Genomic DNA, 21,174 nt, shown 5'->3' with positions numbered 1-21,174 from the left:
TTGCTCGTTCCTCTTTTCAGTTTCGACATTATTAAATGTCTACTGAATTAGGGGAAGTCCAGAGCTACGAAAATGTCGAACGTAAGGCTGGAACATTTTGAGCGCGCAGCGGCGGACATTGGCGCCCATGGCGACAACGATACCTTGCCATTTGATATCGACACACGATTCATCGCTGACAATCAGGACAGCTTGGCGAAATTGGCATTTACGTTTTCCGAGGAAATGGAATCAGGTAATAAAGGCTTCGCAAACAATGCTATAAATTCTTTGCAAATATTTTGTGAGCGACTACTGGTTCCTTCTGGAATTTCTGGATTTCGCATTGCAACGAAAGTGCACCCGTTTTGGAATATCTATTTCAATGGCCTGGGAATTGCAATTGCGGAATTGCATGAGCCTACTCGAAGCAACCGTGCTCATGCCTACAGATTCAAGGCACAAGGGGAAAGTCTCTTCGATCGGGACTCATCTTGGCGCTCGTTTCGAGAAGCAAGTATTGCCGATTGCGAGGCCTTCGGCGATAAAGCGATTGTCGTTCAAACTGATATTTCAAGCTTTTACGAACATATTTACCACCATCGCCTGGAAAACTGTATCGCAGATCTTTTTCAAAGTGGATCGACCATCCCCACTCAAATTGATCGGCTTCTGAACAAATTTTCCTCTGGGAGATCGTTTGGTTTACCAATCGGCGGTCAATGTTCGCGTATTCTCGCTGAATTGTTAATGGCATCAATTGATCGCACCCTTACCAACGCGAAGATCCAATGGCGTAGGTACGTTGACGATTTTGTATTGATTACGGCAACACATGCCGAAGCCTATCGTGCGCTCTCTGTTCTATCGCATGCATTGGCTGACTACGGGCTGACCCTTAATAGAACGAAAACCACGGTGCTAACCGGCAAGCACTACATTGATTACGTACGTACGCAACTTGGTGGCTCAGGGGAAGAAGCAAACAAGCTCCGCGATATTGACCTTCACTTCGATCCCTATTCTGACACTGCTGACTCGGATTACCAGGAGCTGAAAGAAACCGTCGAGACCTTGGAAATTAGTGCCATCCTCGAGCTTGAGCTCAAAAAAGGTCAGCCGGACACGTTCGTTGTTGCGCAAATTGGAAGAACATTAAAGCTGCATGAGCCAAAAACTGCCTTGGAACTTTGCAGAACCCTTCTTGCCCCGACCAATTTGCATGCTTTTCGAGGTTCGTGGTCAAAAATAATGAAAGGCGTCGCCGCGTTGCGGACTGATGAAATATTCAAAGATATTTTCGATAGGGTGGATAAACTACTTGATATCATTCCCACCCATTCACCTCACTTGCTTTTGGCAGAGGCGAATTGCCTACATTATCTTAGGACCATTCGGTTTAGGCAAACGCAGTCCCGTGCCGAATATCTGCTGCATCTTTATGGTTCGGCCCAATCGGAGACTGTCAAACGCGCATGTGTCGATTGTTGGCGACATTGGCGTGACCGTGATGCCTTCATCCGATTGCGAAACAAATGGCAAACCTTGTCTACTGAGGAACAACGAATGCTTTGGTTGACAGCTGCAGAACTCGGTGACGATGGCGAAAAATTCCGCAAACAAGTTATCAACAGCCTCCCCCAGGCCTGGGCATTGGGAATTGAACGCAAAGGCAAGCAAACGTTTTCATCCATTTATGTTAAGTGGGCAGAAAATGTCAAATAAGAAAATCTCCGCAAACGACCCCAGAACTGTTGCACGCGATATTCCAGGAATATTTGATGCTCTTTTCCCACAACTTTCACCGGGTGTCGTAGCAAGTTTCAATCGCGAATCTAATCCCGTAGCTGGCTGCGCACCTTTGCCTGCCAACCTTATTGCCGGTAGTAGTTTGGAACGAGCGATGTTGTTTGAAATTGCTGTCGCGGCTGCCGAACAGTTGCTAAAGAAAGAAGGTCACATTGTTTGGGATACATGCCTGGATGTAGCAGTCTCCAGACAACAGAGGCACTTCGACGCAAAGATTCCTGTATCACTATCGCCGGCGGATAAAGTTGCCGCCGAATGGGTGTCCCGAAATCTGGTCGCTATGCTAAGCAAGATGAACTCGGGCTCTGATACTGAATCGCTCGTTCATTCGCCAGCTATACCGGGCTACCAATGGATCGCATCAGGTACAGGTGATTTTTCGATTGGAACAAAACTAATCGAAGTTAAATGCACTGGCAGACATTTTTCATCGTCTGACTATCGACAAATTATTATGTATTGGCTTCTTGGCTACGCATCATCGGTAGAGAACGATACACCAGAATGGTCTGAGGGAATTTTGATGAATCCTCGTTTGAATCGTATCATCAGGTTTCCTTTCAGAAAAATCATCGGTGTTATTGGAGCAGGTAGATCAAAAGTAGAGCTTCTCGAACTGTTCTCTTCAATGGTCGGAGATCACAATTTCCATAAATTCGACTCAAATCATTAATCCAAAATTTCAGCCTTCATGGATCAACAGTTGTCTCAGCATAGCTATGTCGTTCAATTTAAGGTCGAGTATATGAGAATTACCAATGCTGAATACACGCCGCTTGATATCTTGTCCGAATTGATAGGGAGGACGAGAGGAATTAAGGCGAGCGACACTAAGGAATTCTTCTCAAATGAACGTGCAAGCCACGACTGGTTAGAGACGGCATGGGCAGAAAAGATTGAAGTTATCTTGGAATCATTTAGACGATATGGCACAGAGGTGGTACCAACGCAATACATACGAGACCATGGTGTCGATGTCAGATTACGTTTCGAGAACGACGCTGGAAACACGCAAAGGATAGGATTTCAAATCAAATCGAATAAGGAAGCCGACAATAATGCGACGAAAGTAAAGGGGGGTGGCGAATCAATCACCGCAACTTTAAAGCGGCAAGCGTTTGAAGCGGAACGGCATGCAAACATAGATGAGTGGTGGGTAATAAGTGGCTTTGACATGCTTAAACACCGAAAGCTCGTCAGCGCAATCACCGTGGAATTAACAAGTGGAAAAATCGACTCGCTTAAAATTAAACACGTCACTCCAAGAGAGGCAATGTCATTCCTGCAGATGGAAGATAACGAGATTGATGCTATTTGTACGCTCCTTCTTTGCAAAGACGACGAAGTTCTGAAAATGGCTCAACGCGAGATACAAGAGTTGGAAATTGGCGCACAAAATATTGTACTAACCGTGCTCGGTGCCGCACTAGAAGGCGAGCGAGAACTCTCTATTAACGATATCGAATCTGCCGCATTGTCGAATATAGGTCAAAACGAATGCGAGTTAAAAGAAATCCCGAGCGCAATCGAGACACTCGAATCCATGGGATTTCTTGAATACGATCACAATTCACCTTACAGGGTTGAACCTTCGATATTTGTCGGACTATGTGCTCTTTATTTTGAGGGACGCGCACGACATGATCAGACCCCGCATGAAGCAACCAAATTCCTGATCCAAATGACTGGAAATCTGAATAGACAAAAAATGTTGTAAGTACTAGTCGAGTTTGCCAATCATTTTTTGTGCGTATTGGTTCAAACTCAGTCATATATACAGCCTCAGATTTTATCGCGACTAAATCGCCTTTGAGGAATAACAACCGACTATCTACGGACGTTATCCACGCACATAACATTTAGTCTGTTTGAATTGAAAATAAAGGGGGCGAAAATGGGGTGGAGCTTCAGGAGAACTATAAAAATAGTACCCGGTGTGCGGATAAATTTGAGCAAGAGCGGTATAAGTACCTCAATCGGTGGGAAAGGGCTTACCTATAACACTCGTGGACGTCTTACCACGAGCATTCCCGGAACGGGAATTCGCCATACCCAGAACCTGAATGCTCGCAGAACAGCAAGACCTATTCGCTCTGCTGTCTCGGCCAGCCAACATATTGACTCTGCCAGTACGGATCGACTGTCAAAACGGGAGCAGGTAACGCGAGATTTTGTGACACAAGTACAAAATCGAACGACAAAGGCGCTTCGGCAATACTTCATCTCGCATGGTGCCTATGTCGTCGCGGAAAACCTCGCAGACGCTGTAACACTTGAGGACCATCAGGAATTTCTCGGGAGTCTTACCCGAGAATTTGAGGTGACTACCAAAGCTATTAAGCTAGCAGTGGATATCGGAACAATATCGCTAGTCGAAAAGGAAAAGGCGATGATCGCACTTTATGAGATAGAGAGGAAGTGCGAAGATCACCAGGGTGATCGTAGCGAGTTGGACGAAGCGGCAACCTCGCTGTGGAATAAAGTGTTGGCATGGCCAATATCCCCCTCTTTTTTTTGGCCATTTCTGTTAAGTCTTCTCGGGTGCTTATTCCTTTTAATGGGGAATTTCACCTTTGGACCGACTCTGATTGTGGGCTCGGCCCTATATGGTATCTACAAGCTTAAATCTTTTGAAAAAAAGAAGGTTTCGGTGCTGGCTGAGATTACTGAAGCGAATACCAAGTTTGATTCATTGGTAACGAACGAAATCTCACCACGTCCGGTTGTACCGAATTCCAAGGATACGGTTCACATTAAAGCATTGATGCTTGCGGGAATCACTGTGGTGCTTGCGTTGATTGTCGTCGTCTATCGCCCGCAGGATATAGGGCGAGCGGCATTGATTTCATCGGAAAATTCAAATCCAGTTGATAAGAACGTCCGAGACGACAACAAGCCCACATTGCAGATTTCGGCATCTGTGCCCGTTAAGTCCTCAACACCTCATCGATCACAGATCGATTTCAAATGGCTGATTGGAAAATATCCTTCTGACGTGGTGAATGATCGTCGATTCAGGGCTGCATTTAATGATGTTTCACCTAATGAATGGAGGAAGATCGCCGATCGCCTAGCAGTTACCAATGCAGATGGAATTCAATCGAAGGATGGCTACTACTTTGGAGATGGTTGTAAGGCTCATTTTTGTGATTCGGATAATGCGGCTTTTGCAATTAATGAAGCAACGGGGAAGGGGGATGTGATCTATAAAGAATCATCCGATTTCACTTCCAACAAGATGGTTGCCAATGGTTTCGTCTGGAGTGACACGCCGATCGCCTCGACTCCCTTGGTTGCATGGGCCAATTCAAATGGTATGAAAATTAGTACTGCTGAAGCAATTGGATCAGATTCGACTCCGCACCCCACCCTTCAAACCAGCTTCGATTGCACCAAGGCCCGCTCAGACGCAGAACGTCTGATTTGCGGTGACCGCGAATTAGCGGCGGACGACCTCGAACTGGCGAGCGTATTTGCCAAAGCAAAGGCCGCGGTCACCGATCAGGTTTCCTTCAAGGAACGCACCCGGAAGGCATGGAATTATCGCGAGAGGAATTGTCACAATCGAGACTGTATCGTGAGCTGGTATGCCAGCCAGAAAGCTACGCTCAGGCAAATCGTGGAGACTGGTTCAAACTAGTAGCAACGAGAATATAGCCACCTAATTCAGTGACAGTCAACAGACTCTATTTTTCTACTAACATTCGAGATTGAGCACGATTCACGTAAGAGGTGATTGAGTCTGGATTGGAGTGTCCCATCTCTATCGCAACTGACGCCGCAACAGAAGCGACACTAGTATCAAGACCAAGCCTTATTCGAGCTCGAATTTCTTTTTCCACTTTACCGTCCGCATATTTTCGACGAAATGAATGAATTCCTGCTCCATGGGGAGCGCCAATAGCCTTAAACGCCTTCCCAAAAATTGCCGAAATGGCTTGAACAGTCAGAGGCCGGCCGTCACGGGCAGAAATAAAAATGCAATCGCCGGTACGGTCCTCATTCCAACCCATATCCCGTAAAAACTGGGCGCGAAAAGATTTTATGAAGGCATTCACACGAAGTCTCAAGTCAAATTCAACTCTGTAGATATTTCTACTCCCAAATTTCTGTTGACTTGGACATATTTCGAGTGTTTCGGTAGAAGTTATCGTTGAATAATCAGGATCAAATTGCCTGCACGTGAGCGCGTTGATTGATCCCCGTCTCAATCCTGCTCTGTCTGCAATCTCCATAAGAAGAACATTCCTCATGAAAGTAAATTCCGTTCCGTTCATTCGAAAATATTCATGCAGCTTAATTTTTTCGTCCTCCGTTGCAAAATGTCTTGGTCGATTTGTTGAAGCACCGCCTGCTTTTCGAAATAGAACTGGGAAATGAACTTTTTTAAGCCGTAAACGACTGACAGAGAACGGTGCATACGGGGAGAGACATTGAAAATTGGCAGTAACCTTACAGCCACTCTGACCAATACTTCCAGGAGGAATTTTTTTGGACTCTTGGCACCAACTCAAAAAATAATAAACTCTTCGAAGCTTCAAATTGACAGTACGCTTGCTAATAAAATCATCGCCTCTGGAATTGCAGCTACAGACAATCTTAGCAAGTTCGTCGTCTCTAAACGCAATCAATGTACTGTCAGTGACATTTACCAAAACTCCATTAGGTCCTAAAAATTTAAAAAAAGCTTTCAAAAATACCATTTCATTTCGAACGGTCTTCGGATCCAACATCTGCTTATCAGATAAATGAAGGGCGTAGTCAATAAGTGGTTTTATAAGCTCATAATTTTCCAAATCGTAAGCTATTAAATAGTCTTTGCCATCAATTTCATGCCAAGAAAATTTTATCCATGAACATGGCGCTAACCCATTGTTTTTCATTTTTGGAGTTTCGAGATAGTTGCCGAACGACGAGAAGAAGTACGAGGTCCTGCAGCGCGGGCCTTCAAAATTTCACTTTGAAAGGACTGCCTTAGTTGCAGAAGCTCCTGCTGCAAACTACATTTTTGAACGTCTAATTGTCGAAAGTCCCTGTTTAACTCTAGTGGTTCTAACTCAAGCAGCTGCCTCAAACGTTCAGATTCCTCGAGCTTATTTTTCAGCACACGAAATGGGTTACGTCTAGATACCGTGGAACGGTCGGCAGACAATTCGTTCAACGAAAAAAGAATGATCTCGATATGCTTTTTATGCAAAGGATATCGTCTAAGAGTTTCATTTGAATTTCTAACGACTCGCATGGCATCTAGGCCCTGAAAAAATGGACCTTTTACTTCGTCCCACAGATTAAATTGGCGCAGGGTTTTTGGATAGCTGATGGGCATTCCATCGTGTCGAACAAGTGTAGTCGATAGAGGATAGGTAGCTATCGACTCGCGGGCACCGATCAATGCGTCATCTAATATTTTAGATTTTCTTAGGATATTTTCTTCGGCCGCTGCTTGATTCCGATATGCCACGCTTGGCTTCTTGTTTGACTTCTTCATTGCCATCCTCATTGCCCATCGAGTTAACAAAGGGGGTGTATTGACAAAGCGAATTTTTAATAAATTAATAGCTCTTTCGAGATTTTCTACTTCTCTTTTTCTTTGCTCAAATATTAGAGAGTCGGGAGTAATTAAATCAACTTCTTCTTTTTGTCGCTCAAGATCCAAATCCATACTTTTCAAGTACGCAGGAGACGTAAGATGAAAAATACAATTTGAACACATTTCTACACCGGCAAGCTCTCTCTGCAGCCGATCTTTTTCCTTCGTTATACATCGAGCCGATTGAATTGCCAATGTCCTGCCTGCCATACATTGACCATGCTGCATGGGGCGAGGAAAATGTCCGCGCTGCTTCACCGCGGCTAGTATTGCATCCTCGCTACGGACATCAATCCGCACTGATTGGCTAAAACGAGTGCTTATCCTCCGGACATATTTTGCATAACCGCCGGCATAAATTTTTCCAGATAAGATATTGAAAACGTCTTCCGCATGTTTTTCAAATCCTACCTCAGCCAATTCTTCTTCTACTATCGCCAAGTGCTGTCTTCTAGCACGCTGCATTTCCGTCGTCGAAATGTCCATGACCGCACTAATTTTCTCTAATTCTGGGCGCGAATCTGGATCCGTAACATAAATCAGTGTTGACTCCAAATTTCGATGCCCCAGCTGATACATCAATGCCAATAAATCTGCATTCTCATACTGATAATAAAAAACTAGCGCATACATCCGACGAAACATGTGCGCGCTGATTCCTATTTTTTTACTCCCTGCTAACGCCAGTTCCAAGAATTTACTTGCATCTGACTCGTGAGCATAAGCTTGGAAGTCATACCACTTTCTGGTTTTCCCCACACCTTTCATCAAGCTAAATCTGCGGTAAGAAAATAGGCTTCGATCAGCTATGCCAGTCCTTACTATGTCATCGGCAGGCACGCTAATATCGATGCGGTGAAAAGCCCTCTCTATTCGCTCTAATAGTTTGATCGCATCCGCCGTAAGCTGATTGACATAGAACGGGACACGTCGTCGATACGTTTTTTCGATATAAAAATCCACTTCAAACAGGGAGTGATCTTCACTAAGCATTCGCAAATCGCCTACACGAAGGCCGAATTTTCGATGCAATATTTCGTCTTTGCGGCGAGCATTCATTGTTGCGATCACGACGAAACAACTAGTCATCGTGCAAAGTACCGCTTCGCGCAATGAATTTTTCCCTTTCGTGTCGAGTCGACCAAAATCGAGTAGCTCAATTGGGAACGGTAAGACAGCACATGCTTCCTTCCTTTTCGAGGATCTATCGAAGAATACCTTCAGTCGCCTGCCCAACCATTTCCGAGTTAGCGTTCGACCGGCGATTACCTCTTCACTAACTTCTTCTAGTAATTCTGCTACGATTGAACCGTATTCAGACACCCACAAATAAGCCGTTGAAATTATTTTGGCGGCAATATCAACCGGAATATTCGCAGTTCGAGACTTAGGTCTTCCGAATTTATTTCCAGTAGCTTCTGGTTTTTCAAATGGGGGAAACGAAAGCCCATTTTCCGGACCAATGTCGTAAAGTAGATTTATTATTGTCAGCTTATCTGTGATCGTCCTTGCCGAGGCATGTCCATCAGGAAGCGAACTAAAAATTTTGGAAGTTTTGTGGCTGGCTTTATTTTCATTTTTTCTCAAAAAAGATAGGACATTGTTACAGTTAGTCCCAAGAGCTTCTTGCAGATCAAACTGCTTGGCTCCTCCTCCCTCAAAATTCTCTGTGGCAGTTCTGGCCTTGATGAGTTTTTTCATTTTTGCAGGCTGAATATTTTTAGCTCGCTCCAATATTTCGAGCGCGCTATACCACCCATTCTTTGCTAATTTTTCTGGTAAAGAATTGAAATTCTCTGGGACTACTGAGCTGAGGCTAAGTGCGTTTTGCATCCAAAGAAATTCAATCACCATCAAGGTGTTATGCAAAGTCGTCTTCGCCCTGTTAGTACGCTCTTTCGAGTTCGTGCTTCGCAATAGATATCGCTGCATCACCAGACATACCGTTTTTATTAGCTCAGTACGGTCACTGAATCTCTGCACGTAAGGAAACAATGAATTTGCTGGGAGTCGAGCGTTCTTAAAATCGAAACGCCAATATTGATTTTCATCGGGTCTAGCCTCCAATCGTTTCAATCCAAGCACCCAATCGTTACTGAGTGTCAGATCCGCATGAAATAGCTCTTCTCTAATATCGGCGCAAGATATTTTTCTTTGATCGTTCTGACGAATTCCTGCGTTCGGGGTCATGAGGCAATTTCTCTTTTTATTTTTTCTTCCAAAGCCGTAATAACAGACTGCAAAACGCTACTCTTCAGATACTCGAATAATGCTGAGTTGAAGAGAATGGCCTGTCCGTGAAATTTTTCGAATTTTTCTGAATTTTCTTGATATAGATGCCTCCAATGATTTTGATAGTAAAAATTTAATCTAACAATTTCTTCTAATCGATCTTTCGTAATTTCTATACGATTGTTTGTGCACCCACCGTCTAAGTGGCAACTTCTTGCGTCGCACTGAGAGTCTGACAGCCAACTGGGATTTGGCGGATTGCGAGGGTTCGAGCATGTCGTACCATCTCCAACCGACTTAAAGAGTGAAGAATGAGGCCTCACTTCGTTGTCAGTTGTTTCTGGCTGTAACGATGTCGCTTCTGAATTAAATGCTACTTGAGCCTCGATGCGTCTTTGAAATTCGAGGTTTATGCTCTTGCTCAATAAATTGGTCAAGAATTGATCAAGGTAGCTACCCGTTGTGGAAATCGAAGAATGCCCAGCAACGGCCCGAGCAGCCTCAGCTGTGCCATGGCTGACCGCAATCCTTACGAGCATATGAGTACGTATTTGATCTAAGCTAAAGCGGCGAATACCATACTTTGATACCCATAATTTTATGGCCCTACCTAAATCCTCGATTGCTTCGGTTTGATGCTTTATCCTAGACCTCGGCCAGGCATACCAACAATTGTGGTCGTTCTCAGCTATAAAACCGAAGCTTTTTAGTTGCGCGTGATTCCAGAGAATCAATTCCAGAGCCTGAATTCCTCCTTTGTTGGCAGAATCGATGAAAACCTCGGGAGTATGCTGTCCTGTTTTTCGTTTAAAACCCTGTATAACAAATCCATTCTTCACGCGCTGAATGCAGGTTACGGGCATCTGTCTGAGCGAATTCGCGTTCCACGCTGTATTGGCCAAAAGTAAAACAAACGCGGCAGCGATTTCGTAATAATGTACTCTCAGCGGTAATTGCAGAATCTGCGCCGCCGGAACTTTATGAACTTGCTCTTTATCAAGTCCAAGGATTTCAAGCACATTGGATCCTATTGCTAACGGCATTCCACGCAATTTTACGAAACCTGCTTTGACTAACTCTTTATCTTGGCAAACTTGTGCACAGGCCCCAATAAGACGCCTGGGTTTAATGCTACCGACTATCCGTATGTTGCGATGTGTGTCCGCGCCGTATTTTAGAAAATTGCAAGCCACGGCTAGCTCCAACTTGCTGTAACGCCGACTTCCTAGATCGACAAGTTTTTTCCTGGTTTCGGCCCAAAAATCTATTTCCGAAATACAAATGTTTATGAGTTTGTTTAAGTCTAAATCTAACCGTTGAGATATCTGGCTCCTAAGATCACGCACATTTGTATGCGGAATTGCGTCAATGGGGGAAAGACCGGATCCATCAGGACAAACATCCATTTCACTTAATGTCGCCCTGGGAGGGTGACGACCAGTGAGTTTCGTTTGAAATGAAAGATTGTGCCGGCTTAGTGACTCTCCGAATGCACCGTCCGGTATTTCATCAATCATTGATCGGCGAAAATGCATCGATGCCCTCGCTTTCACTGCCGGCCCCCAGTTAAAATTATCTTCTAGGCAATTTTCCATTTGCGCAAACAAAATGTGCATGTCCTTACGGGTGACATTGCCTGGATATTTCGTGTAAATATTTCTACAAATGATGTTGTTCTTTAACTCTTCGAGCAACAGACGAAAAAGGCGAAAATCTGGTGTCTGCATCGACGACACTAAAGAACGCGCAGCCATGTTCTGCAGTACTATGCCGAGCCAGTTTGAAGAAGTGCACCCAAATAAGGTGAAATCGAATTGATAAGTCGTCTTGCGTTCCTTGCCGTGGCTAGTTTTAACCGTTTCAACTTTTAATAGTCTATTCACGTTACACCTGGTAGGCGAGTTGAGCGTGTCGGCACTGTTCCTAGGGCCGAATCTGTGTGATTCATTTTGTTAATACTACCTTAAGTACTACCGTCAATTTAGCGCCCGCCGATTTACCAAAAGAATCGGGCCGTTTTGATTTACCGATTGCGCTTGGTATTCTGGCCGCATCGGATCAAATGCCCGGCGGTGAACTTGATCAATATGAATTTGCCGGCGAACTTTCTTTATCGGGTAAATTACGTCCGATACGCGGTGCATTGGCCATGACGTTTGCCATGACTTCATCGTCAACCGCATCAAACTCGCAACGATCACAACGCGCCTTCATCCTGCCACGCGACAATGCAGACGAAGCGGCATTGGTCACTGATGCAGCAATATTTCCTGCCGATTCTTTGCTGCAGGTATGTGCTCACTTTTCTGCGCATGAAAGTAGCGGTCGCTTAGTTCGTCACATTCCCGCTCCACAAACACATGCGCCACGCTATCCAGACTTCAACGATGTAAAAGGGCAACTGCAAGCGAAACGTGCTTTGGAAGTTGCTGCGGCCGGAAATCATAGTGCCTTACTGGTGGGGCCGCCAGGCACGGGAAAATCGATGTTGGCGTCTCGCTTCCCGGGCATTTTGCCACCGATGACAGATCGGGAAGCATTGGAATCTGCTGCCGTTCAATCTCTTACCAGCGGCTTTTCCAGTAAGCAGTGGAAGGTAAGGCCCTATCGATCGCCGCATCACACTGCGTCCGGTATCGCTTTGGTCGGCGGTGGCGGCACGCCGCGTCCGGGTGAGATTTCATTGGCACATCGTGGTGTTTTATTTTTAGATGAATTGCCGGAATTTGATCGGCGCGTATTAGAAGTGCTGCGCGAACCGTTGGAGTCGGGTCACATCACGATTTCACGCGCCGCCCGTCAAGCCGATTTCCCTGCATGCTTTCAACTGATCGCCGCAATGAATCCTTGTCCCTGCGGTTATTTGGGACATGCTTCCAATAAATGCCGCTGCACACCCGACAACATCGCGCGTTATCAGGACAAAATTTCCGGGCCGTTGTTAGATCGCATCGACATGCAAATTCAAGTCGGCTCGTTAAGCCATGATGAACTGCAAAGACAGGCCGATGGCGAACCTTCTGCCATCATCGCCAATCGCGTTGAACAGGCATATGCAAGACAATTAACGCGTCAAGGCAAGGCAAATCAGGCACTGTCCACTAACGAAATTGACGCCTTCTGCAAACCCGATACTGCAGGAGAAAAACTACTACAGACGGCGATGACACATCTCAATTGGTCAGCACGAGGTTATCATCGCGTGCTGAAAGTGGCGCGCACAATTGCTGATCTGGCTGGGGTGAAGGATATTGCCAAAGCCCATGTTGCGGAGGCTATTCAATATAGGCGGGCCTTGCGCGAAAAGTAATGTCAGAGACATCTCGCGACGGTTGAGAAAGAAACTTAATGTATGCGGCGACCATCCAGAGCGGCACCTCTGATGGCATCTCTCATTGCAGATAATTGTTCTGTTTTGCAAATGATGGCGGCAACACTTGCGACTAAATTATGCTCATAAAAATGCGCCTTTGATACCGCTGTGTACACGAGAATTTTGGACGTAATAGGTAAAAAAGTGAGTTTCTGCAATAGGATCAGTTCCGCATACTGATTAATTCCCATGATGATCAATTCTGGTCGCAACTGATGAGCATGTTTAAGCACATCCTCATTGCAATTTGCTTCTGAAATTTCGGTAAAATCTTCATTAGTCAAAAGATCATATAGTGCCAAGCGTACCAACGGATGCTTATCGATAATGAGTGCGCGTTGCATTTTCACCTTCTTTATTCGGTAGTAAAAGAGCGGAGACACTATCCCGACAAACAGTATATGCGTGGAAACTAGCCGGATACATGGTAACCCTACTTGGCAAAAATGAATGTTACTTCTCATTATCGAAATGTTTTAACGATAGGAGAAATTTCAACTATTTACTGTAATTGCGCGAAAACACTTCTTCGCCCATCGCCGTAATTTGATCATCGATCAACTTCTCAAATGGTGCTAACAACGCATCGAAATTGTGCGGCGCTTCCAGCTGATTCAATGCATGCACAATCGCTTCAAGGGTCGAAACCGCGCCATCCATCGGCGCTTTGCGAAGCCGATAGCGAGAACGCAAACCGTCAGGCAGAGCGACTCTCGGCAGAGTAGCAAGCAACGGATTTTTATGGAGTATTTTGTGCGCTTTACGCCAGGTGCCGTCCGGCACAATTAACAGCAACGGTTGCGCGCACGCTTGCTCGGCATACGCAATCAAAGGAAGTGCCGTGTCGCCAGGAAATAATAAACAAGCTTGATATTGAGTTTGTGCCAATACTGCAGGTAATTGCTCGAATACCTCGCCCACCAGCAACGTCGCATTAGACAAACCCAATGCAGCTAAACGCGCAGTATTAAGCGCGTGTTTTACTTCACTGGAATGTTGCAGTATCAAGATACGCGTACGACTATCCATATGGGGGATAAATGCGCACACGCAATGACTTTTTGGGCGTGTACAACGCGGGCAATGTTGGCGATCGGAGGACATCTGAAGCGAAATCTCAGTGGGAAGTGAGTGAGGATGGTAAAAACTGTAACAGCGTTTTGCCAAATGACATTTATTACGTGACAAAAAATGGTGGAGGCGTAGTATTGAAATCGACGGTACGTTCACATGAATAAAACGTCAACAACGGCTTCATCATTTCTTCATCAGTGTAATTTGTATTTGATTCACGCCTTATAAGAAGGAGCGTTTATTTCAGAATATTTACACCTGCTGACTTGAAAACTGCTTAACGATCATCACCTTCTGTCTAACTTTACCGGGAGCGCATATGAACCTGATCTACAACAGTGACCAATACAGCGTCGTTGAATTTGGTGCCGACGATCAACGCGAAGCATTGCGATTCGGCGGCTACGAAATCGTCGACAAATCATTTAAACGCGAAATTTTTCTCGGTGGCGCGTTGGCAGAATTTTTCCGCCAAGGCGTTGAAGAACTAATTGCATCGGAACCCAGTGTCGAAGATATTGATGCTTTCCTCGGTAATTACGACCCACTGATGAGCCAACCTGTCACATTGCAATAATCCAATTTATCTCCACTAACTAAAAAAGGAACCATCGGTTCCTTTTTTATTTTTGCCTAAGACTTACTACATCTCAACCTTAGTCCCCAACTCCACGACCCGATTCACCGGAATATGGAAAAAATCAGATGGCTTGGCGGCATTGGCGTACATCCATGCAAATAACTTCTCACGCCATTCCCACATACCCGGTAATTTGCTTGGCACGATAGTATCGCGGGCCAGGAAGAACGAGGTATCCATCAGATCAAATTCCTGACCAAATTGTGTATTACACAAAGTCATCACAGTATGCACATCGGGATCTTCTTTAAAGCCAAAAGCAGCGCGTAACTGGAAGACGTTACCACCCATTTCTTTTAACGTCAGACGCTTATCATCGGCGACATAAGGCACATCCCAGACACTGATTTTCAAAAAGAAAACGCGTTTATGCAAAATCCGATTGTGCTTCAAATTGTGCAACATGGCCACTGGGACTGTTTCCACATTGCCGGTCAAAAATACCGCAGTACCTTCGACCCGGTACGGTGGATGCGCTAACAAACCTTCGATAAATGGTTCCAGCGGAATCCCTTCATCTTTAGTCCGCGCGCGCAACAACATGCGCCCGCTGTACCAGGTAATCAACAAGAAGAACAGAATCACGCCGAGCATCACAGTGAACCAACCGCCATCTGGAATTTTCATCAGATTGGCGGCAAAGAAGCCGAAATCAACGATAAACAAGAACGAGATAAGCAAGGCCACCAGATAAGGATTCCACTTCCACACATTGCGCATTACCACTGCAGCCAAAATCGTTGTAATGAGCATCGTGGCCGTCACAGCAACACCGTAAGCCGCTGCCAGATTGTCCGATTTTTTGAACGCAACGACGACCGCGACCACCAGGATCAACAGCATCCAGTTGATCACCGGCACATAAATCTGGCCACGCTCATCTTCTGATGTGTGCAAAATTCGCATGCGAGGCACAAAACCCAGTAGTATCGCCTGACTGGTCAGCGAGAATGCGCCGGATATCACCGCTTGCGATGCGATCACCGTCGCCAGCGTCGACAACACCACCATCGGAATCAACAAGACATCCGGTACCATCAAATAAAACGGATTAGATACGGCGGCAGGATTGACCAGCAAATTAGCTCCCTGGCCGAAATAACACAGCATCAAACACGGCATCACCGTATAGAGCCAGGCGAAGCGAATAGGGCGGATGCCGAAGTGTCCCATGTCTGCATAGAGCGCTTCAACCCCAGTCAGCACCAGCACCACCGACCCCAGCACCACAAATGCCAGCTTCGCATGCTCAACCATGAAGGCAACAGCATAATAAGGATTGATGGCGGCTAAAATTGCCGGGGCTTTGACGATATTAAACAAACCGAGCAAGCCCAATGAAATGAACCAGAAAAACATGACTGGCCCGAATAATTTGCCGACTACTGACGTGCCATGTTTTTGAATCAAAAACAAACCGATCAAAATCAACAGCGTAATCGGCACCACAAAATGGGCAAACGCTGGCGTCGCAATTTCGATACCTTCAACCGCTGACAATACTGAAATGGCCGGTGTAATCACGACGTCGCCATAAAACATACAGGCGCCGAAAACGCCCAGCATCATCAAAAAGTGCGCCCAGCGCGAGCCACTTTTGGCCGTGCGTAGTGCCAATGCCATCAAGGCCAGCACGCCACCCTCACCGTTATTATCGGCACGCATGACGAAATAAATGTATTTCAATGTCACCACGACCATGATCGACCAGAACAACATGGAAATAATCCCCATCACCGAGGCCGGAGAAAATGGGATACCGTGATCTGGGCTAAAACTTTCTTTCAAGGCATAAAGTGGGCTGGTACCGATATCACCAAACACCACTCCCAGCGCCGCCAGTGTGATGACATGGAAGCGGGCAGAGCTAAAAGGGGCATTGCCTGTTTGCGTATTGCTCATGGTTTCCTTCGTGTTTTTACAAAACTTTTACAGCCTGTAACGCAGTATACACAGGCTTAATGCGCTATCAACACTCTTGCTCAATGGAATTTACTTATCGATTGTGCATCCTGCAGAGTCGGGGATTTTACGCTTTTTTTACACCTTAACCGCGCCATCAACCGCTACCGGTCGGTTTATGTTGCAAAAAAGCAAAAGGCATCAAATGATGCCTTTTGTCATTACGTCGTCACCGCATGCTGCAGTAGTCAATACACCATCACACCGCTTGCGTTCTGGTCTCTAACCAACGCTGTGCATCGCCGGTCACAAGCGGCGACAAACGTGCACGCACTTGCGCGTGATAGGCATTAAGCCAGTCACGTTCGTCTTGCCGTAGCAAACTGAGATCAAGACAACGCGTGTCAATCGGGCATAGAGTCAACGTTTCAAAACGCAGGAACTCACCAAATTCGGTCGTAGCGGCAGGTTGATTCAGCACCAGATTCTCGATCCGTACACCCCAGCGTGTCGGGCGATAAATACCCGGTTCAATCGAGGTAATCATGCCTGCTTCCATCGCGGTATGTGCTTCTGGCATGGCATAGTAAGAAATCACTTGCGGGCCTTCATGAACGTTAAGGAAATAACCCACGCCATGACCGGTGCCGTGACCATAATCAACGCCCTCTGCCCACATAGGCGCACGGGCAATAGCATCTAACAACGGCGATTTGATCCCGCGCGGGAATTGCGCACTAGACAATGCAATCACCCCTTTGAGTACCAAGGTGCAATCACGTTGTTGCGCAGGCGACGGCTGGCCGATCGGCATCATGCGCGTGATATCAGTAGTGCCGTTCACATATTGGCCACCTGAGTCGATCAACAACAAACCCTCACCATGAATGATGGCATGTGACTCTTCGGATGCTTTGTAGTGCGGCATCGCGCCGTTGCCGTTGAAACCGGCGATAGTGGCAAAACTTTGGGAAACAAAACCGGGGCGACGTGCGCGAGCGGCGGTAATTTGCTTGTCAATCATCACTTCCGTCAGCGTTTCTTCTTCGCGCTTCTCGACAGCCTGCTCTAACCAGGTAAAGAATTCGCACAACGCTGCACCGTCTTGCTCCATCGCAGAACGCACATGATTGGCTTCCGTATCGGTTTTGCGTGATTTGGCAAACGTTGTCGGATTAATTGCTTCCACCACTTTGACGTTGGCCGGAACCGCCTGACGCAGACCGAGCGTGATACGACGTGGATCGATTAACAAGGTAGTATCAGCAGCTAACTCTGCCAATGTCACAGTCGCCTGTGCGTATGGAGCAATAGTAACGCCATCCGCCGCAAGTACTTTTTGCAACGCTGCATCCACTTTACCGTCGGCGACAAACAAAGTCGCACCTTGTTCATTAATCAACGCGTGTGCGATAAAAATCGGATTGAAATTGACATCACTGCCACGTAAATTAAACAGATACGCGATGTCGTCCAAAGTAGAAATGAAATGCGCTGATGCGCCATGACCGTGCATCGCTGCGCGCAATGTTTGTAGCTTGTCGGCACGCGATAGCTGTGCGTAAGGTGGTTGATGCTCATATACCGGTGGCATAGGAAGACTTGGGCGGTCTGTCCAGATGTCGTTAAACAGATCGACATCCGTGCGCAACATTGCGCCACTTTTTTTCAACACAGCTTCCAATACTCGCGCTGGTGCCAATCCCAATACCGTGCCATCAACCGCAACGGTTTGCCCGGCAGCGAAATGCTCACCCAGCCATTCCAGATGCGCCAGACTCGCGCCGGAAACGGTTTTCATCAACTCGATACCAGTACCTGCCAGTTGCGCTTCTGCTTGCGACCAGTAACGGCTGTCCGCCCACAATCCAACAAAATCAGCCGTCACAATCAAATTCGCCATTGAACCGGTAAAACCAGACAGCCATTCACGCCCCTTCCAGCGTACTGGTAAATATTCGGATAAATGCGGATCAGATGATGGCACCAGATAGGCATCAATCTTGTGCTTTTTCATAGTGTCACGCAGACTTTGAATACGAGGAGTTATTGCTGATGGTGGAAAATTGGGAGAGTTCATGGATAACCTGAATATTTGCGTTGATATGGAAGGCAAAAACAGCGCGTTTTTATTGTTATGCGTCTATCAGACTTCTTTCCGAACCGTAGCGAGCGTCTCAAAATTGTGCCGACGATGCTTAATCTCTGCGGCCGTACGCAGGTACAGAGAGCATCACAGGTGCAATATAGGGACGCACAGTAGGTTCCGAATGACGTCTAGGGAATTTGCCCGGAAGGCAAGCATACCACCGCGCCAAACAGATGTGGGAATCGGAATACCTTCTATAAGAGAAGTTTTATCGTCCAAACAATAAATATTGAAATAATGGCATTTATTTTTTCACAGCTATCTTGCGACGCAGAGAAAGGCTTCTTCCTGGGGTCAAATAACATCACCATTCGAAGTTAAATCTGGCTATCCCGCCACATCCCGCACTATCCGCCCAAGCTGCGCGTAAGCCTGCGTCACCTCATCCGTAAAAGGCATGCCGCAGTTAAGGCGCATGAAATGATCGTAACGGTGCGAGTTAGAAAATAACAGCCCGGGAGAAGTCAGAATCCCGTGCTTGAGCGCTTCTTCAAAGATTTTTTTGGATGATGATCCCGTTGGCAATTCTACCCAGACCGAAACACCGCCGTTGGGCAAACTACAGCGCGTCTCTGGTGGAAAATAAGTGGCAATAGCATCCGCGGTCAAATCGCGTTGCGTGCGCAAGGCGGTGCGAATCTGGCGTAAATGTCGGTCGTAAGCAGGCGACGCCATGAATTCCGCGGCAACGGATTGCGACCATTCGTCGTTATAACGGGTTTGCGCATATTTCAGCATGTTAACCCGCGCTTGCCAGCGTCCCGCCGTCATCCAGCCCAGACGCAGGCCAGGTGCCAGCGCTTTATGCAGCGATGCGCAATGAATCACGTTATCGGTGGTGTCATACGATTTCAATGATGCTAGCGGCAAACCGTCATGTACCAAAGCACTATATGAATCATCTTCGATGAGTGCGATGTCGTGGTTTTCGCATAACGCTACCAGGCGTCTTTTGTGCGCATCCGGCATGATGCTACCCATAGGATTTTGCAAATGCGGCACCACCACTACGGCCTTGATATTGTCGGTGGTTCGCATCGCCAGTTCCAATGCTTCCAGCGAAATCCCAGTCTGCGCGCTAGTCGGAATTTCCAGCGCGCGCATGCCCAGACTTTCCATCACTTGCAACAAACCATAGAAAGTCGGCGACTCCACTGCGATCACATCGCCCGGCTGTGCCACCGCACGCAGTGCCAGATTGAGTGCTTCTATGCAGCCATAGGTGACCAAAATATCATCTGGATTAAGTGTCATGCCACTGCTCAACGCACGCTTTGCCAGCACAGTTTTAAAGGTCTTGTTACCAGTGGGCGAAGTCTGCTTGGAAAATAAGTTTGGGCGCTGTCGCAACATACGACTGGCCAAGGCATTCAGTTGTTTGCCCGGATACAGCTCCGGTGCACCAGCCGCACGGCCTAAATTAATCCGAATTTTGCGCTGACCTTTGCTGATAATTTCCGATACTTTTTCATGAATGCCAACAAACTGCGCAGCATCATGCGGCTTGCGCATATCTGGTTCGGTAATGGCCGGCACCGCCAAACGTTTGGCGGCCTTGACGAAATAACCAGAACGCGGTCGCGCCTCTAACCAGCCTTCATTTTCCAGAAAACGACAAGTTTGCAGTGCAGTGGAAAGACTGACTGCATGCTGGCGCACCAGCTCTCGCACCGAAGGCATACGATCACCCGCGCGTAAGGTCGAGGCATTGATCGCGTCCAGATAATGCGCAGCCAGTCGCCGATAGAGTGGTTGATGGGGTGTTTGTAATGAACTGTCCATAGCTGCCATATTCCAATGAATGTGTTGTGGCGCATAGATACAGAATGCGCAAAAGAGAACCATAACAGATACTGAAAATTGCATGTGATGCGGTACAGATAGCTGCAGACTGTCTATTTTTCCGCGCTGCTGATAGGCCTAAGCTGTGATCTCCTCCAATCACAGTTAGCTATTCATCATGTCCACTTTTGCAAACATGCCAGCAAAATCAGCCAAATCTGGCCAGACACTCCATTTTTACAGCGCTGCCGATACCGTGATCACATTACAAAGTGGAAAGTTACGGATTAATCTGGATAGCAGACAAATGGATGGATATCACTGGCGAGAAATCGTTACGTTGACAGAAAACGGGCAGTGGGTAGCACCGCGTTCTGGCTGGATGCAGGTAGATGTGATGTCTGATGCGACATTACAGATCACTGCACCACTGTCGGTATGGCGAGGGTGGGACAAAATTCGTGACGCTGGAGCAGAGTGGGTACGCCATTTTTTACCCGCGCGGTATTGAGCCAACGGCATCCATGCCAGGAGTATGCTTGAGTAACCATCTCTTAATTTAACCACTTCCTGAGCTGGGTTCTCCGCACGAATAAAAAATGGCGTACCCACTCTGTTCCGAATTAATTGTGACTAAGCTCTAT

The 21,174-nt window shown here is 46.6% G+C and carries 15 protein-coding genes; 7 read left to right on the top strand and 8 right to left on the bottom strand.

Annotated features, from left to right (window positions below):
• The first annotated feature begins 72 nt into the window (after positions 1 to 72).
• The 4 genes from GEV47_RS10610 to GEV47_RS10595 all read left to right on the top strand — a co-directional run bounded on the left by GEV47_RS10610 (position 73) and on the right by GEV47_RS10595 (position 5,428).
• Positions 73 to 1,704 (top strand): RNA-directed DNA polymerase, encoded by a 1,632-nt coding sequence (locus GEV47_RS10610; RefSeq protein ID WP_153234715.1) that lies wholly within the window; start codon positions 73 to 75, stop codon positions 1,702 to 1,704.
• Positions 1,694 to 2,461, top strand: coding sequence for a hypothetical protein (locus GEV47_RS10605; RefSeq protein ID WP_153234714.1), 768 nt, complete (start codon positions 1,694 to 1,696; stop codon positions 2,459 to 2,461). Before GEV47_RS10610 ends, GEV47_RS10605 begins: the two co-directional genes overlap by 11 nt.
• Positions 2,462 to 2,479: 18 nt before the next feature.
• Complete coding sequence (gene xopAX / locus GEV47_RS10600; RefSeq protein ID WP_153234713.1) at positions 2,480 to 3,505, top strand: XopAX family type III secretion system effector; 1,026 nt, start codon at positions 2,480 to 2,482, stop codon at positions 3,503 to 3,505.
• A 177-nt stretch (positions 3,506 to 3,682) separates the two neighbouring features.
• Positions 3,683 to 5,428 carry a DUF4236 domain-containing protein gene (locus tag GEV47_RS10595; protein WP_153234712.1) on the top strand — a complete coding sequence of 582 codons (1,746 nt, stop codon included), beginning with the start codon at positions 3,683 to 3,685 and terminating at the stop codon, positions 5,426 to 5,428.
• Between the two features lie 46 nt (positions 5,429 to 5,474).
• Here GEV47_RS10595 and GEV47_RS10590 read toward each other — a convergent pair whose 3' ends face one another.
• Genes GEV47_RS10590 through GEV47_RS10580 form a run of 3 tightly spaced genes read right to left on the bottom strand, consistent with a single transcriptional unit; the run spans position 5,475 to position 11,493 of the window.
• Complete coding sequence (locus tag GEV47_RS10590) at positions 5,475 to 6,671, bottom strand: site-specific integrase (RefSeq protein WP_153234711.1); 1,197 nt, start codon at positions 6,669 to 6,671, stop codon at positions 5,475 to 5,477.
• The gene (locus GEV47_RS10585) at positions 6,668 to 9,568 is read right to left on the bottom strand and encodes a site-specific integrase (RefSeq protein WP_153234710.1); all 2,901 of its coding nucleotides are present in this window, start codon (positions 9,566 to 9,568) and stop codon (positions 6,668 to 6,670) included. The genes GEV47_RS10590 and GEV47_RS10585 overlap by 4 nt, the downstream gene beginning before the upstream one ends.
• A complete protein-coding gene (locus GEV47_RS10580) occupies positions 9,565 to 11,493 on the bottom strand; it encodes a hypothetical protein (RefSeq protein ID WP_153234709.1) in 1,929 nt (642 codons plus the stop codon). Before GEV47_RS10580 ends, GEV47_RS10585 begins: the two co-directional genes overlap by 4 nt.
• A gap of 56 nt (positions 11,494 to 11,549) precedes the next feature.
• Here GEV47_RS10580 and GEV47_RS10575 point away from each other — a divergent pair, with 56 nt between their 5' ends.
• Positions 11,550 to 12,920, top strand: coding sequence for a YifB family Mg chelatase-like AAA ATPase (locus GEV47_RS10575; protein ID WP_322741610.1), 1,371 nt, complete (start codon positions 11,550 to 11,552; stop codon positions 12,918 to 12,920).
• A gap of 35 nt (positions 12,921 to 12,955) precedes the next feature.
• Here GEV47_RS10575 and GEV47_RS10570 read toward each other — a convergent pair whose 3' ends face one another.
• Together GEV47_RS10570 and GEV47_RS10565 are read right to left on the bottom strand one after the other, a co-directional pair.
• On the bottom strand, positions 12,956 to 13,327 hold the full coding sequence (locus GEV47_RS10570) for a response regulator (protein WP_194270640.1): 372 nt from the start codon (positions 13,325 to 13,327) through the stop codon (positions 12,956 to 12,958).
• A 154-nt stretch (positions 13,328 to 13,481) separates the two neighbouring features.
• A complete protein-coding gene (locus GEV47_RS10565) occupies positions 13,482 to 14,087 on the bottom strand; it encodes a tRNA-uridine aminocarboxypropyltransferase (protein WP_153234707.1) in 606 nt (201 codons plus the stop codon).
• A gap of 289 nt (positions 14,088 to 14,376) precedes the next feature.
• Between GEV47_RS10565 and GEV47_RS10560 the strand changes: the two genes are divergently transcribed.
• A complete protein-coding gene (locus GEV47_RS10560; protein ID WP_153234706.1) occupies positions 14,377 to 14,634 on the top strand; it encodes a BTH_I0359 family protein in 258 nt (85 codons plus the stop codon).
• A gap of 66 nt (positions 14,635 to 14,700) precedes the next feature.
• Here GEV47_RS10560 and GEV47_RS10555 read toward each other — a convergent pair whose 3' ends face one another.
• From GEV47_RS10555 to GEV47_RS10545, 3 genes are all read right to left on the bottom strand, one after another.
• Positions 14,701 to 16,599 (bottom strand): potassium transporter Kup, encoded by a 1,899-nt coding sequence (locus GEV47_RS10555; protein WP_153234705.1) that lies wholly within the window; start codon positions 16,597 to 16,599, stop codon positions 14,701 to 14,703.
• Positions 16,600 to 16,858: 259 nt separating this feature from the next.
• A complete protein-coding gene (locus GEV47_RS10550) occupies positions 16,859 to 18,679 on the bottom strand; it encodes an aminopeptidase P family protein (RefSeq protein ID WP_153234704.1) in 1,821 nt (606 codons plus the stop codon).
• A gap of 396 nt (positions 18,680 to 19,075) precedes the next feature.
• Entirely contained in the window at positions 19,076 to 20,530 is a 1,455-nt protein-coding gene (locus GEV47_RS10545) for an aminotransferase-like domain-containing protein (protein WP_153234703.1), read from the bottom strand.
• Positions 20,531 to 20,708: 178 nt separating this feature from the next.
• Between GEV47_RS10545 and GEV47_RS10540 the strand changes: the two genes are divergently transcribed.
• Positions 20,709 to 21,041: a hypothetical protein gene (locus tag GEV47_RS10540; protein ID WP_153234702.1), complete on the top strand. Its 333-nt coding sequence runs from the start codon at positions 20,709 to 20,711 to the stop codon at positions 21,039 to 21,041.
• Positions 21,042 to 21,174: the final 133 nt, after the last annotated feature.

Source organism: Glaciimonas soli (assembly GCF_009497155.1).
In the GTDB taxonomy this organism is placed as follows: Bacteria; Pseudomonadota; Gammaproteobacteria; order Burkholderiales; family Burkholderiaceae_D; genus Glaciimonas; species Glaciimonas soli.
Note: the sequence above shows the minus strand (reverse complement) of the source record. Positions and strands in the feature narration are given on the sequence as shown.

Coding starts and splice junctions, on each gene's coding strand:
- GEV47_RS10550 (WP_153234704.1), bottom strand. CDS start 18,679: ATGAACTCTCCCAATTTTCCACCATCAGCAATAACTCCTCGTATTCAA.
- GEV47_RS10555 (WP_153234705.1), bottom strand. CDS start 16,599: ATGAGCAATACGCAAACAGGCAATGCCCCTTTTAGCTCTGCCCGCTTC.
- GEV47_RS10610 (WP_153234715.1), top strand. CDS start 73: ATGTCGAACGTAAGGCTGGAACATTTTGAGCGCGCAGCGGCGGACATT.
- xopAX (WP_153234713.1), top strand. CDS start 2,480: ATGGATCAACAGTTGTCTCAGCATAGCTATGTCGTTCAATTTAAGGTC.
- GEV47_RS10540 (WP_153234702.1), top strand. CDS start 20,709: ATGTCCACTTTTGCAAACATGCCAGCAAAATCAGCCAAATCTGGCCAG.
- GEV47_RS10545 (WP_153234703.1), bottom strand. CDS start 20,530: ATGGACAGTTCATTACAAACACCCCATCAACCACTCTATCGGCGACTG.
- GEV47_RS10570 (WP_194270640.1), bottom strand. CDS start 13,327: ATGCAACGCGCACTCATTATCGATAAGCATCCGTTGGTACGCTTGGCA.
- GEV47_RS10560 (WP_153234706.1), top strand. CDS start 14,377: ATGAACCTGATCTACAACAGTGACCAATACAGCGTCGTTGAATTTGGT.
- GEV47_RS10590 (WP_153234711.1), bottom strand. CDS start 6,671: ATGAAAAACAATGGGTTAGCGCCATGTTCATGGATAAAATTTTCTTGG.
- GEV47_RS10585 (WP_153234710.1), bottom strand. CDS start 9,568: ATGACCCCGAACGCAGGAATTCGTCAGAACGATCAAAGAAAAATATCT.
- GEV47_RS10605 (WP_153234714.1), top strand. CDS start 1,694: ATGTCAAATAAGAAAATCTCCGCAAACGACCCCAGAACTGTTGCACGC.
- GEV47_RS10565 (WP_153234707.1), bottom strand. CDS start 14,087: ATGTCCTCCGATCGCCAACATTGCCCGCGTTGTACACGCCCAAAAAGT.
- GEV47_RS10595 (WP_153234712.1), top strand. CDS start 3,683: ATGGGGTGGAGCTTCAGGAGAACTATAAAAATAGTACCCGGTGTGCGG.